Origin of the sequence: Gordonia zhenghanii, from assembly GCF_021738965.1 — a bacterium.
Taxonomy (GTDB): domain Bacteria; phylum Actinomycetota; class Actinomycetes; order Mycobacteriales; family Mycobacteriaceae; genus Gordonia; species Gordonia zhenghanii.
In genome coordinates this window covers 21,347-34,978 of record NZ_JAKKOQ010000007.1, presented here as the reverse complement: position 1 = coordinate 34,978, position 13,632 = coordinate 21,347, and the positions used below count along the sequence as shown (strand labels likewise).

Here is a 13,632-nt window from a genome sequence, read left to right as displayed (position 1 = left end):
GGGTCAGGCCGCGCGAGCGAGGACCGGGGCCGGTCCTCTCGTGACGTGATCGTCCACGAATCGAACCTCCCGAACGAACCGCTTCCCCACGGCCCGTCACGACCCAACGTACGCCGCGTCACATCGACACTCACGGAATGACGTGCAGCGTGTCAGTGAACCTTGGGTTACCGAGTTGTGCCGCCGTAACCTGCTGTTCTTCCGTGACGACAAAGACCCGCGGACGCGGCCTCCTTGGTTCGGAGGCCCGTCCCGCGGGTCTTTCTCGAGGTTCGATCTACAGCTTGCCTGCTGCGCGCTCCAGGATCCGAGCGCGTGCGGCCTCGGCCTCTTCGCTGAGGCTCTGCAGACTGTCGAGTTTGAGCTCCTGCACGAGCTTGGCGGCGATCGCGGCGTCCGACTCGGCGTCTTCGAAGTCGGTGATGTACTCACGCTGAGTGTCGAAGTCGGCAACGTCCGAGCCGATGTGCTCGATGCTGGCGAGCGCACGGTCGACGGCGAGGACCGTCGTCTCCTGGTCGGCGACTGCGCCTGCCATCAGGTACGCCTGGAACATGGCGGCCTGCGTGGCGTCGTCGATCCGGATCTTCTCCAGGATGGTGACGAGGTCGGGGTCCTCGGCGTATTCGATCAGCTTGGTGATGAAGTGCGCGCACTGGTTCTCGTGAACGGCGAGGATCGCGAGGACGTCGAGCGGGCCGAGGCCTGCGATCTCTTCCGGGGTCTGCTTCCAACCTGCGACGACGTGGATACGGCGGTAGTTCTCGGCTTCGACCGGGTCCATCGCGCGGGTCACGACGAGGTAGTCGCGCAGCACGATCGAGTGCCGGTTGTCCTCGGCGGTCCAGACGCCGATCAGCTGCCGCCAGTCCGAGAACGGCGGGAAGTGGATCGAGAGGACCCGATGGACCGACGGCAGGTTGTCCTTCGTCAACAGCAGTGCGAGGAGACCCGCGGCCGCCGTCGGCGACAACGTCTCCTGACCTGGTTCGAAGTCCTCGCCGCCGAGGAACGCGAAGTTGCGGCCCTTGTCCCACGGCACCCAGTCGCCCGGATTCCAGTCCAGGGCTGCCTCCGCGTGCTCTTCGGAGATCTCGGGGAGCGCCTTCTCCAGCGCGGTGATCAACTCGTCTTCACTAAGTACAGCCACGTCCACCACCCTAAACGACGTTCGACGGAAACCGGTTATCGATGATCGGGGCTACCGACCGCTCATCAGGCCCCAGTCCTCGAGTCCCTCGTAGAGCGGGAAGTCGAGGGCCAGTGCGCTGACGCGGGCACGCAGGCCTGCGACGTCGGCCGATTTGCCTGCGGCGAGCGCGGTCCCGATGATGTCGGCGACCTCGGTGAACTCGGTGTCGCCGAAGCCGCGGGTCGCGAGCGCCGGGGTCCCGATGCGCAGACCCGAGGTGACCATCGGCGGCCGCGGGTCGAACGGGACGGCGTTGCGGTTGACGGTGATGCCGACCTCGTGGAGGAGGTCTTCGGCCTGCTGGCCATCGAGCTCGGAGTCGCGGAGGTCCACGAGCGCCAGGTGGACGTCGGTCCCGCCAGTGAGGACGGTGATGCCTGCCTTCTTCGTGTCGTCGGCGAGGAGTCGGTCGGCGAGGATCTTTGCGCCCGACAGGGTGCGACGCTGACGTTCGGCGAACTCCTCGGTGCCCGCGACCTTGAGTGCGACGGCCTTCGCGGCCACCGCGTGCATCAGCGGTCCGCCCTGCTGTCCGGGGAACACCGCGGAGTTGAGCTTCTTGGCCCACTCCTTCTTGGCGAGGATCATGCCCGACCGCGGACCGCCGAGGGTCTTGTGGACGGTGGTGGACACGACGTCGGCGTACTCGACGGGGTTCGGGTGCAGTCCGGCGGCGACGAGGCCCGCGAAGTGCGCCATGTCGACCCACAGGTGGGCTCCGACCTCGTCGGCGATCGAGCGGAACGCCGCGAAGTCGAGGGTGCGCGGGTAGGCGGACCAGCCTGCGACGATGACCTTCGGCTTGGAGTCGAGCGCGATCTTGCGGACCTCGTCCATGTCGATGCGGAAGTCTTCTTTGCTGACACCGTAGAAGGCGTTCTCGTAGAGCTTGCCCGAGAAGTTCAGTCGCATGCCGTGGGTGAGGTGACCGCCGTGCGCGAGGTCGAGCCCGAGCAGCGTCTCCCCCGGCTCCATGAGCGCCTGCAGGACGGCGGCGTTCGCCTGAGCGCCCGCGTGCGGCTGCACGTTGGCGAACTCGGCGCCGAACAGTTCCTTGGCGCGGTTGCGCGCGATGTCTTCGACGACGTCGACGTATTCGCAGCCGCCGTAGTAGCGGCGTCCCGGATAGCCTTCGGCGTACTTGTTGGTCAGCACGCTGCCCTGTGCCTGCAGCACGGCGCGCGGCACGAAGTTCTCCGAAGCGATCATTTCGAGGGTGTCGCGCTGGCGGGACAGCTCGCCGTTCATGGCAGCAGCCACATCGGGGTCGAGATCGGCCAGGGACTGCGTGAACAGACTCATGGCGTCCAGTCTAAAGCGACAGTTCGGCGCGCAGAACCGCAGGGGTGAGCGGCTCGTCGAGCAGTCGGCCGAATCGTGTGAGGCGGGCGTCGGGTGCGTCGTCGAGCCACCGTCCGAGCAGTTGATATCCCTCGACGTAGGTGGAGATGTAGGCGCGCCACAGCGGTGAGGTGAGGAAGCGGAGTTGCTGCCGCGCCCGGTCGGGGTTCACCAACAGCCACTGCTGCAGGAACCCGGCGACGGTGTCGGCGTCGCCGTGGCGGTCGTGCAGGAGCAGTGCGGCGTCCTGGCGGACGGTGAGCAGCCCGGCCGTCGCCGTCGACACGGCGCGCGCCTTCTCGGCGTCGAACCGGAGCCCGAAGTCGGCGTAGATCTCGGCGGCCCACTCCTGCCACCGCGGGCCGGCCGCGGCGTCGAGCGCGTGATCGGCGAGTCCTTCGGCCATCAGGCACTGCGGGGTGTTGACGAGGAAGATCTGGTGTTCGAGTTGCCCGGTGCCGACGAGCTTCTGCTCTTTGCGGCAGTGTTCGGTGTGGTGACCGGGGTACGCCTCGTGGGCGATCAGTCCCGGCAGTCCGGACATGTGCTGCGGCAGGTCGGTGTTGACGGCGACGTTCGACCGGTAGTCGCCGAGGTAGTAGTTGAACCCGGACCACGGCTTGTCGGAGACGACGTCGAAGTCGACGACTTCACTTGCCGGGAGCGGAAACTCGGCGCGGACGATGTCGCGCAAGGCGCTGGAGAACGCGGCGATCAGCGGTTCGGTCAGGTCGGCCGGAATCTCCTGTCCTCTGCGGTACCGCTGGTATTCGTCGCGGAGGGCGTCGCCGGTAGCGCCGGGCACACCCAGCGCCGTCGCGAGGTCGGCGTGCGTCTGCCGGTAGGTCTCCGGGTCCGCTGGTTCGATGTCGACGTCGAAATAGGCGCGCACCTCGTCGACGAAGCCGACGTCCTCGCCCGCGAACTTGCGGGCCGAGCATTCGAGTGCGCGGACGTGGGAGCCGACGAACTCGGCGCGGTCGGCGGGCAGCCCGTCGGGCAGTCGGTGCAGGAGGTCGCGTGCACGGGCTCCGAGATCTGCGGGATCGGGGCGGGGACCGTTCTGCGCTTCAGCACGGAGCGTCGGATCGCCGGTGTAGGCGTCGACGAATCCTTCTTCGAGTCGGTCGAATGCCAGTCCGATCCGGAGATATTCGATGACCGGGTCGTCGGACGGGCGCACGGAGGCAGTCATGCCGCCCAGGGTAGTTGCCGGTAGTGCCGGGCGTGTCGCACTCGTGCGCAGGGCTGTAGCGTTATCGGGCATGGCGCGCCGTTCCAGTGACCGCGACCCCGGGCTGTACCTCGAACTCGACCGCAAGCAGTGGCGTGAACTGCGACAGTCGATGCCGATGGTCCTCACCGAGGCGGAACTCACCGAACTAGTCGGTCTCGGTGAACAGATCGACCTCAACGAGGTCGCTGAGGTCTATCTGCCGATCTCGCGTCTCATCCACATGCAGGTCGAGGCACGCCGTCGCCTGTTCGCGGCGACGAGCACGTTCCTCGGCGAGCATCAACGCAACCGGCAGGTCCCGTTCGTGATCGGTATCGCGGGCAGCGTCGCCGTCGGCAAGTCGACGACCGCCCGTGTCATGGCGAAACTGTTGTCGCGCTGGGAGACCCACCCGAAGGTCGACTTGGTCACCACCGACGGCTTCCTCTATCCGACCGCCGAACTGGAACGCCGCGGCCTCATGCACCGCAAGGGGTTCCCGGAGTCGTACGACCGGCGCGCGCTTCTGCGTTTCGTCACCGAGGTCAAGTCGGGCGCGTCACTGGTGACGGCGCCCGTCTACTCGCATGTCAGTTACGACATCGTCCCGGACGCGTACCACGAGATCCGCGAACCCGACATCCTGATCGTGGAGGGCTTGAACGTCCTGCAGACGGGTCCGACACTGACGGTCTCGGACCTGTTCGACTTCTCGATCTACGTGGACGCGAAGACGTCGGACATCGAGCGCTGGTACATCTCCCGCTTCCTCCAGATGCGCACCACCGCGTTCCGGGATCCGGACTCGCACTTCCACCATTACGCATCGCTGACCGACCAGCAGGCGAAGATCGCCGCCCGCGACATCTGGACGTCGATCAACCGTCCGAACCTCATCGAGAACGTCCTGCCCACGCGCCCCCGCGCCACCCTCGTGCTCCGCAAAGACCGCGACCACGCCATCAACAAAGTGCGTCTCCGCAAGCTCTGATCTCGCTGGTTTCCGATCTCGACCGTTTCCGCTGGTCGAGCGGAGTCGAGACCGTTTCCGCTGGTCGAGCGGAGTCGAGACCGTTTCCGCTGGTCGAGCGGAGTCGAGACCCCGGTCTACGCAGCAACCGGAGCGACGACGGCAGCTGTCACGGCGACCAGATCGTCGGGCGACAGCTCGATCTCTAGACCGCGGCGACCGGCACTGCACAGGATCGTGTCCCACAGGATCACGGTCTCGTCGACGACAGTGGGCAACGTCGTCTTCTGCCCGACGGGAGATACCCCGCCGAGGACGTAGCCGGTGGTGCGGGACGCTTTCGCGGCGTCGGCCATCACCGCTTTGGACGCTCCGAGCGCGCGGGCGACGGCCTTCAACGACAGCTTCTGCGGCACCGGGACCACTGCCACGGCCAGGCTGCCGTCGGCGTCGACGATCAACGTCTTGAAGATCTGTTCGGCGGCGAACCCGTGGTCGGCCATCGCGTCGACTGCCTCGGCGCCGTAATCCGTGCTGCGGCGGTCATGCCCGTAGCTGTGCACCGCGTATTCGACCCCCGCCTTCGCCAAGGCGACGATCGCCGGCGTCGACGCGCTCATTTCCCGAAGCGGCGGTTGCGGGCGGCGTAGTCGCGCAGTGCGCGCAGGAAGTCGACCCGGCGGAACTCCGGCCAGTACGCGTCGGTGAACCAGATCTCCGAATAGGCGCTCTGCCACAACAGGAAACCGCTCAGCCGCTGTTCGCCCGAGGTGCGGATCACTAGATCCGGGTCGGGTTGGCCGGACGTGTACAGGTTCGCGTCGATGCCGGCGACCGACACGGCGTCGACCATCTCGGCGGGCGTCGCACCGTTCGCCGCGGCCTCGGACAAGAGCTTCTGTACGGCGTCGACGATCTCCTGCCGTCCGCCGTAACCGACTGCGACGTTCACGTTCATCCCGGACAGTCCGTCGGTCCGCGCCGACGCCTCGCGGAGACGGTCGGCGACCGGGTTCGGCAGGCCGTCGAGGTTGCCGACGATCCGCACCCGCCAATCACCGTGCGAGATCTCGTCGACGATGTCCGGGACGATCTGCATCAACGCGTCGAGTTCCTCGGACTCGCGTGACAGGTTCTCGGTCGACAGGAGGTAGATGGTGACTCCGCCGATCCCCAGCTCGCTGCACCAACTGAGCATGTCCGCGATGCGCTTGGCTCCCACCCGGTGACCGTGGCTGACGTCGTCGAATCCCGCTTCGCGCGCCCACCGGCGGTTGCCGTCGCAGATGATGGCGACGTGGCGCGGCATTCGATCCGGATCCATCAGCTGCACGAGTCGACTCTCGTACACTCGATACATGCCGCTGCGGAGAGCGTCAGGAAGCAGTTTCACGTTTGAGATGTTACGCGCGCAACAAGTTACCGACGAGGAACTTACGGTACCGTAGGTAAGATGATGGACCTGCCCGAGGCTGACCAGCCCGCCACTCCGGCCGATCACGAATCGGCAGGCGACGGCAAGCCGACCCTGCGCGGCGTGATCCACAAGTACTCGTCGGCGATCGCTGTCGCCGTCGGCGTGATCTTGATCGTCGGCACGGCGATGCTCCGAACCGTCGGACCGATCGTCTCGGTGGTCGTCTACGTCATCACGATCTGCGGTCTGTTCACCGTCAGCTCCGTCTACCACCGCGTCAACTGGACCTCGCCCGCCCACCGGGTCGCGATGAAGCGCGCCGACCATTCGATGATCTTCGTGTTCATCGCGGGCACGTACACGCCGTTCTGCATGATGGGTCTGGACAGTCCCGCCCGCTGGTGGGTGCTCGGCATCGTCTGGTGCGGCGCACTCGCGGGCGTCACCTTGAAGATGCGGTGGCCCGGCTCCCCGCGCTGGCTCGGCGTGGTCCTGTACATCCTTCTCGGCTGGGTCATCGTCGCCGTGCTGCCTGCGCTCGTGCACAACGTCGGGGTCGCCGTCCTGATCCTGTTGGCCGTCGGCGGCGCGTTCTACAGCGTCGGCGGCATTCTGTTCGCCCTGCGGTGGCCGGAGCCGTGGCCCGGAGTGTTCGGCCATCACGAGGTGTTCCACGCCTGCACCGTGGTGGCCGCATTGCTGCACTACATCGCGGTCTGGCTGGTCGTGCTCGGCTGAGCCGCCCCGTCTGACTCGACCGCGCTCCGCGTATGCTCAGCGCGTGTCCGAACCCGCCGACCAGGTCCCCGCGCGTGTGCGCGGCGGCATCGTCGGCGGCGTCTGCGCCCTGACCGGCATCGCCGCGCACGCCGCAGCCCAAGGCATGCTTCCGTCGACGTCGACGCTGCTCGTCGTGATCGCAGCCGCCGTCGCGATCGGCGCGGTGGTCACCGCGACTCCCCGACTCCCGAACCTCGCGGCGCTCCTCATCGGACAGGGCGCCGTCCACCTTCTGCTCGTCTTACTGTCCGGCCACCACCACGACCTGCTGCAGCCGTCGATGGCCGTGACTCACAGCCTCGGCACTGTCGCCGCGCTCGTGGCGATCGCCGCCGCCGAAGCACTCGCGTCGACGCTGCGCGACGTCGTCGTTCTCGTCGTCTCGCTGCTCACCTACCGCGGCATGCGCCGCTCGACGACGCGGCCGCGGATCTTCCCGGTCATCGGCGCCCCCGTCGTCCATCGCCACCTCGGCGCCGTCGGACTCCGCGGTCCGCCTGCCCTCTGACGTTTGTCGAATCTCACCGGGTCCGTCTGTGGTGGTGGTGAAGGGGGTTTCGACTCGCTTCGCTCGCTCAACCAGCTAACAAGCGGCTCCCGACAGAACTCAGAGCGAAAGGCTCATCTCTTCATGTCTGCATACCGGCGTGCGGGTATCCGCATGCTGCATCGACTCCACTTCTACGCGGGCGTCCTCGTGGCCCCGTTCCTCCTCGTCGCGGCGGTCACGGGCGCGTTGTACGCGCTCGCGCCGTCCATCGAGAACGTCGTCTACCGCGACCAACTGCACACGTCCGAGACCGGGCAGTCGCAGTCGCTCGCCGCTCAGGTGCAGGCCGCGCAGGCGACACTGCCCGACCTGTCGGTGTCCGCTGTCCGGCCGCCCGCCGACCCCGGTGCCACGACCGCCGTCGTGTTCGACGATCCGACACTCGGCGAATCGGTGCGTCGCGCGGTGTTCGTCGACCCGGTCACCGCGCGAACGCTCGGCGACCTTCCCGTCTACGGCAGCGCGTTCGCCCTGCCGGTACGGCAGTGGCTCGACCACTTGCACCGCGATCTGCATCTGGGCGACGTCGGCCGCCTGTACAGCGAACTCGCCGCGTCGTGGCTGTGGGTGATCACGCTCGCGGGCGTCGCCCTGTGGTGCACCCGCGCGGCGAGAACGAAGTCACGGCGACGCAAGACCGGCCGGGCCCGCACCATCGGCAGACATCAGACGATCGGTGTCTGGGTCGCCGTCGGACTGCTGTTCCTGTCGGCGACCGGCCTCACCTGGTCGACGTACGCGGGCGAGCACGTCACCGAACTGCGCAGCGCGCTGAACTGGTCCAACCCGACGACCGACACCGCCCTGTCCGGCGCCGCGACGACTGCGAACGCCGGCGGCGAGCACGCCGAACACGGGGGCGCCATGTCGATGAGCGGCGACACATCCATGTCGGTGGCCAAGGTCGACGCCGCACTCGCATTGGCACGCTCGGCGGGTGTCGGCGACGGCGTCGAGATAACCCTCCCCGCGGACGCGTCCACCGCATTCACGGTGACGGAGGTCCGTCGCGCATGGCAGTTCTCGCCCGACGCCGCCGCGGTCGACCCGGCCACCGACACCGTGGTGTCGGTGAATCAATTCGCCGACTGGCCGGTGGCCGCGAAACTCGCCACCTGGGGTATCGCGTTGCACATGGGTCTGCTCTTCGGCATCGCCAACCAGATCGCGTTGTTCGTGTTGATGCTCGCGCTGATCACGATCATCGTGCTCGGCTATCGCTCCTGGTATCAGAGGCACGGCAGGCGCTCGCGGGTCGGAAAGGCTCCGACGTCGGGCGGGCTGCGCGACGCCCCGATCGGACTGGTCCTCGTGATCATCGCCGTGGCCGTCGCCCTCGGGTGGTTCCTCCCCTTGTTGGGCTGGCCGTTGCTGGCGTTCGTCGTCGTCGACGCAGCCGCCGGACTGTATCGATCCCGACGAACAAGACACCCGACCTCCTGACCCGCCACCGACTCCACGACCGGTTCGACATCTCCCACACGGCGCCCGCACCCGCGGCGACCTGCGATGTCGAGTCGGTCTCGTCGTCGGCGATCAGTCGCGTGTGATCTGAATCTCATAGTGAGACGCGCATGCCTTGAATCACACACTTGAATGGCCTCTACCACGTCAACCGAGGTCGGCACTCCGGTCGGTCTCGCACAATGAGGAGGCGCACTTTGAGCAGGCAAAGCCTTACCAAGGCTCATGCAAAGATCACCGAATTGTCGTGGGAACCGACTTTTGCCACCCCGGCGACACGATTCGGCACCGACTACACGTTTGAGAAGGCCCCCAAGAAGGACCCGCTCAAGCAGATCATGCGTTCGTACTTCCCCATGGAAGAGGAGAAAGACAACCGCGTCTACGGCGCGATGGACGGCGCTATCCGCGGCAATATGTTCCGTCAAGTCCAGGAGCGGTGGCTCGAATGGCAGAAGCTGTTCCTGTCGATCATTCCGTTCCCGGAGATCTCAGCGGCCCGCGCGATGCCGATGGCCATCGACGCAGTCCCCAACCCCGAGATCCACAACGGACTCGCCGTCCAGATGATCGACGAAGTACGGCACTCGACGATTCAGATGAATCTCAAGAAGCTGTACATGAACAACTACATCGACCCCGCCGGATTCGACATCACCGAGAAGGCGTTCGCGAACAACTATGCGGGCACCATCGGCCGGCAGTTCGGTGAAGGGTTCATCACCGGTGACGCGATCACCGCGGCGAACATCTACCTGACGGTCGTCGCCGAGACCGCGTTCACCAACACGCTGTTCGTCGCCATGCCCGACGAGGCCGCAGCCAATGGCGACTACCTGTTGCCGACGGTCTTCCACTCGGTGCAGTCCGACGAGTCGCGGCACATCTCGAACGGCTACTCCATCCTCCTGATGGCACTGGCCGACGAGCGCAACCGTCCGCTCCTCGAACGCGACCTTCGCTACGCATGGTGGAACAACCACTGCGTCGTCGACGCGGCGATCGGCACGTTCATCGAGTACGGCACCAAGGACCGGCGCAAGGATCGCGAGAGCTACGCCGAGATGTGGCGTCGGTGGATCTACGACGACTACTACCGCAGCTACCTCCTCCCCCTGGAGAAGTACGGCTTGACCATCCCGCACGATCTGGTCGAGGAGTCGTGGAAGCGCATCACCGAGAAGCACTACGTGCACGAGGTGGCCCGCTTCTTCGCCACCGGCTGGCCGGTCAACTACTGGCGGATCGACGCCATGACCGACGCCGACTTCGAGTGGTTCGAAGAGAAGTACCCCGGCTGGTACAGCAAGTTCGGCAAGTGGTGGGAGAACTACAACCGTCTCGCCTACCCGGGCCGTAACAAGCCGATCGCGTTCGAGGACGTCGGCTACCAGTACCCGCACCGGTGCTGGACGTGCATGGTTCCGTGCCTCATCCGCGAGGATCTGGTCGAGGACAAGGTGGACGGGCAGTGGCGCACCTACTGCTCGGAGACCTGCCGGTGGACCGACACCACCGCGTTCCGCGGTGAGTACGAGGGACGCGAGACCCCGAACATGGGTCGTCTCACCGGTTTCCGCGAATGGGAGACGTTGCACCACAACACGGATCTGGCCGACGTGGTCAGCAACCTCGGGTACGTCCGCGACGACGGCAAGACCCTCATCGGTCAACCGCACCTGCACCTGGACGACCCGAAGAAGCTGTGGACGCTCGACGACATCCGCGGCATCACGTTCCAGAGCCCGAACGTCGTACTAAACGAGATGAGCGACGAGGAACGCAAGAAGCACTTGGACGACTACCGCGCCGACACGGTGGCCGCCGAGTACTACTCGCGGACCTAGCAACGATCTCGACTCCGCTCGATCAGCAGGTCGAGCAGCGCGACCCCACGCAGGTCGAGCGGAGTCGAGACCCACGCCGGCCGAGCAACGCGACCCACGCAGGTCGAGCGGAGTCGAGACCCACGCCGGCCGAGCAGCGCGACCCCACGCAGGTCGAGCGAAGTCGAGACCCCCGATACCCAGGAGAAACCCCGTGAGCGACACCCATCGCGTCACCTTCGTCCCCGTCGACATCGAGATGGAGGTCACCGAAGACGAGACCATTCTCGACGCAGCATTCCGCCAGGGCATCCATCTGATGCACGGCTGCCGTGAAGGCCGCTGTTCGGCCTGCAAGTCGTACGTGCTCGACGGCGACGTCCAGATGGACGGGCATTCGACGTTCGCCTGCAACGACTCCGAAGCCGACGAGGGCTACGTGCTCCTGTGCAAGACGTGGGCGTACGACGACTGCGAGATCGAACTCCTCAACTTCGACGAGGACGAACTCCTCGGCGGCGCACCCCTCCAAGACATCACCACCCGGGTCACCGCGATCGAACCGATGACCGGCGACATCGTGTCCCTCAAGCTCGATCTCACCGAGCCCGAGACGTTCGAGTTCAAAGCCGGTCAGTTCTGCGACATCAAGATCCCCGGCCACGACGACACCACTCGCTCGTTCTCGCTGGCGACGACGCCGTCGAACCCGAAGCAGCTCGAGTTCCTGATCAAGAAGTACCCGGGCGGCTTGTTCGCCGGGATGCTCGACGAAGGACTCGAGGTCGACCACGAGTTGCAGATCACCGGACCGTACGGCTCGTTCACGATCAAGGACGGGCACGTCCTGCCGATCGTCCTGATGGGCGGTGGCGCGGGCATGGCCCCGGTCCTCGCGCTGCTCCGGCACGCGGCCGAGATCGGGCTGACCCGCCCGATCCGCTTCTACTACGGAGCGCGGACCGCCGCCGACCTGTTCTACCTCGACGAGATCGCCCGACTCGGTGCACAGCTGCCCGACTTCACGTTCACCGCGTGCCTGTCCGAGTCGATGGACAGTCCGCCCGACGGCGTCACCGTCGCGCACGGGAACGTCACCGACGTCGTCGAACAGGCCGAGACCGAGTTGCGAAGGACGGAGGTGTATCTGTGCGGTCCCCCGCCGATGGTCGACGCAGCGCTCGCGCTGGCCGAGGCCATGGCGGTTCCCAACGATCAGGTCTTCTACGACAAGTTCACCAGCCCCGCGTTCGACTGAGCCCCCGGCGAAACCCGCCGAGACCGGCCAACCACCAGCCAGCCGCCACCGACGACTGGCCCGACGACAGGAACGAAAGGTATGTCCGCACCAGCAGCACCCAAGCGCAGCTTCCCGAGCATCGAGTTCACCGATGCCGAGGCAGGCGCTCTCGAGTTCCCGAGCTCCCGCAGCCGCAAGTACAGCTACTTCGAGCCCGCGAAGAAGCGCGCCACGATGTACGAGGACGTCACCGTCGACGTGCAGCCCGATCCGGAGCGGTATCTGACTCAGGGCTGGATCTACGGTTTCGGCGACGGCCCCGGCGGCTACCCGCAGAACTGGACTTCCGCGGAGTCGAGCAACTGGCACGCCTTCCTCGACCCGAACGAGGAGTGGGAGCAGACGATCTTCCGCAACAACGCCGCGGTGGTCCACCAGGTGGAGTTGTGCCTCAGCAACGCCAAGCGCGCCCATGCCTACCAGGGCTGGAACCGCCCGTGGCTGAACTTCATCGCACGCAATCTCGGGGCGTGGATGCACGCCGAGAACGGGATGGCGCTGCACGTGTTCACCTCGATCCAGCGGTCGGGCCCGTCCAACATGATCAACACGGCGGTCGCCGTGAACGCCGCGCACAAGATGCGGTTCGCCCAGGACCTCGCGTTGTTCAACCTCGATCTCGACGACGAGGTGGAGGACTTCGACGGAAGCGCGCACGTCGATGTCTGGCGCACCGCTCCGGAGTGGCAGCCGACGAGGGAGGCCGTCGAACGTCTCACCGCGATCGGCGACTGGTGCAAGCTCCTGTTCGTCACGAACATCATCTTCGAGCAGCTCGTCGGATCCCTGTTCCGTACCGAGCTGGTGATGCAGGTGTCCGCTCGCAACGGCGACTACATCACCCCCACCATCGTGGGCACCGGCGAACACGACTACGCCCGCGACCTCGGCTACACGCGCAACCTGTTCCGGATGCTCTCGCGCGACGAGGAGTTCGGCGAGAGCAACCGGGCACAGTTCGCCGAGTGGATGGCCGAGTGGGTGCCCCGCTGCCTCGACGCAGCCCACGCACTGCAGCCGATCTGGTCGCAGCCGGCCGAGCAGTCGGTCACGTTCGCGACCAGCCTCGACAACGCAAAGGCGAAGTTCACCGAGGTCCTCGAGTCCATCGAGGTCCCAGTCCCAGAGGAGTTGAACAAGTGAGCATGGAATTCGGATCCGCCACAGAGTTCTCGAACATGTGCGGCGTCACCCTGATGAACACCCCGATCGGTCGCGTCGTCGCCGAAGTGATGAGCGAGAAAGACGGAGTGGAACTGACCGAGTATCCGTCGATGATCCGCGTCGACGGCACCAATCGCCTCGAATTCGACTACGACGAACTCACCGACGCTCTCGGTCAGGAATTCGACGGATCGGTCTTCGAGGAGATCTCGTCCGCCCACTACGGACGCATGGTCCATCTCGACGAGAAGACGATGCTGTTCGCCAGCCCGGAAGACGCGGCCGAATTCATTGGATTCGATCTGACCGCGATGTCCTAAAGACTCCCCGCCGGGGGCCGAGAATTCACTCGGCTCTCGGCGGGGTCACCACTATTTCCCGCTGTTCGCGTGTGCGAGGCGGGTCGAGAAAC

The 13,632-nt window shown here is 66.0% G+C and carries 13 protein-coding genes; 8 read left to right on the top strand and 5 right to left on the bottom strand.

Annotated features, from left to right (window positions below; all coding sequences use genetic code 11):
• Window positions 1-277: 277 nt before the first annotated feature.
• The 3 genes from L5G32_RS08845 to L5G32_RS08835 are packed head-to-tail and all read right to left on the bottom strand — an operon-like array spanning window position 278 to window position 3,728.
• Window positions 278-1,150, bottom strand: coding sequence for an acyl-ACP desaturase (locus L5G32_RS08845; RefSeq protein WP_237010672.1), 873 nt, complete (start codon window positions 1,148-1,150; stop codon window positions 278-280).
• A 51-nt stretch (window positions 1,151-1,201) separates the two neighbouring features.
• The gene (gene glyA, locus L5G32_RS08840) at window positions 1,202-2,494 is read right to left on the bottom strand and encodes a serine hydroxymethyltransferase (protein WP_237010671.1); all 1,293 of its coding nucleotides are present in this window, start codon (window positions 2,492-2,494) and stop codon (window positions 1,202-1,204) included.
• 10 nt (window positions 2,495-2,504) lie between these two features.
• Complete coding sequence (locus L5G32_RS08835) at window positions 2,505-3,728, bottom strand: DUF885 domain-containing protein (protein WP_237010670.1); 1,224 nt, start codon at window positions 3,726-3,728, stop codon at window positions 2,505-2,507.
• Between the two features lie 70 nt (window positions 3,729-3,798).
• Here L5G32_RS08835 and coaA point away from each other — a divergent pair, with 70 nt between their 5' ends.
• Window positions 3,799-4,740: a type I pantothenate kinase gene (gene coaA / locus L5G32_RS08830; protein WP_237010669.1), complete on the top strand. Its 942-nt coding sequence runs from the start codon at window positions 3,799-3,801 to the stop codon at window positions 4,738-4,740.
• A 116-nt stretch (window positions 4,741-4,856) separates the two neighbouring features.
• On the opposite strand, the gene ybaK is transcribed toward coaA, so the two are convergent.
• Complete coding sequence (gene ybaK / locus L5G32_RS08825; protein WP_237010668.1) at window positions 4,857-5,339, bottom strand: Cys-tRNA(Pro) deacylase; 483 nt, start codon at window positions 5,337-5,339, stop codon at window positions 4,857-4,859.
• A complete protein-coding gene (locus L5G32_RS08820) occupies window positions 5,336-6,112 on the bottom strand; it encodes an isoprenyl transferase (protein WP_237010667.1) in 777 nt (258 codons plus the stop codon). The genes ybaK and L5G32_RS08820 overlap by 4 nt, the downstream gene beginning before the upstream one ends.
• Window positions 6,113-6,172: 60 nt before the next feature.
• On the opposite strand from L5G32_RS08820, the gene trhA reads away from it, so the two are divergent.
• From trhA to mimD, 7 genes are all read left to right on the top strand, one after another.
• Entirely contained in the window at window positions 6,173-6,874 is a 702-nt protein-coding gene (trhA, locus tag L5G32_RS08815) for a PAQR family membrane homeostasis protein TrhA (protein WP_237010666.1), read from the top strand.
• A gap of 43 nt (window positions 6,875-6,917) precedes the next feature.
• Window positions 6,918-7,424, top strand: a complete 507-nt coding sequence (locus tag L5G32_RS08810; protein ID WP_237010665.1) for a hypothetical protein — start codon at window positions 6,918-6,920, stop codon at window positions 7,422-7,424.
• A gap of 123 nt (window positions 7,425-7,547) precedes the next feature.
• Window positions 7,548-8,909 carry a PepSY-associated TM helix domain-containing protein gene (locus tag L5G32_RS08805; RefSeq protein ID WP_237010664.1) on the top strand — a complete coding sequence of 454 codons (1,362 nt, stop codon included), beginning with the start codon at window positions 7,548-7,550 and terminating at the stop codon, window positions 8,907-8,909.
• A 218-nt stretch (window positions 8,910-9,127) separates the two neighbouring features.
• Window positions 9,128-10,777 carry an aromatic/alkene/methane monooxygenase hydroxylase/oxygenase subunit alpha gene (locus L5G32_RS08800; RefSeq protein ID WP_237010663.1) on the top strand — a complete coding sequence of 550 codons (1,650 nt, stop codon included), beginning with the start codon at window positions 9,128-9,130 and terminating at the stop codon, window positions 10,775-10,777.
• Between the two features lie 193 nt (window positions 10,778-10,970).
• Complete coding sequence (locus L5G32_RS08795; RefSeq protein ID WP_237010662.1) at window positions 10,971-12,014, top strand: 2Fe-2S iron-sulfur cluster-binding protein; 1,044 nt, start codon at window positions 10,971-10,973, stop codon at window positions 12,012-12,014.
• 81 nt (window positions 12,015-12,095) lie between these two features.
• Window positions 12,096-13,199: an aromatic/alkene monooxygenase hydroxylase subunit beta gene (locus L5G32_RS08790; RefSeq protein WP_237010661.1), complete on the top strand. Its 1,104-nt coding sequence runs from the start codon at window positions 12,096-12,098 to the stop codon at window positions 13,197-13,199.
• Window positions 13,196-13,540 carry a propane 2-monooxygenase effector subunit MimD gene (mimD, locus tag L5G32_RS08785; RefSeq protein WP_237010660.1) on the top strand — a complete coding sequence of 115 codons (345 nt, stop codon included), beginning with the start codon at window positions 13,196-13,198 and terminating at the stop codon, window positions 13,538-13,540. The genes L5G32_RS08790 and mimD overlap by 4 nt, the downstream gene beginning before the upstream one ends.
• The last annotated feature ends 92 nt before the right edge of the window (window positions 13,541-13,632 follow it).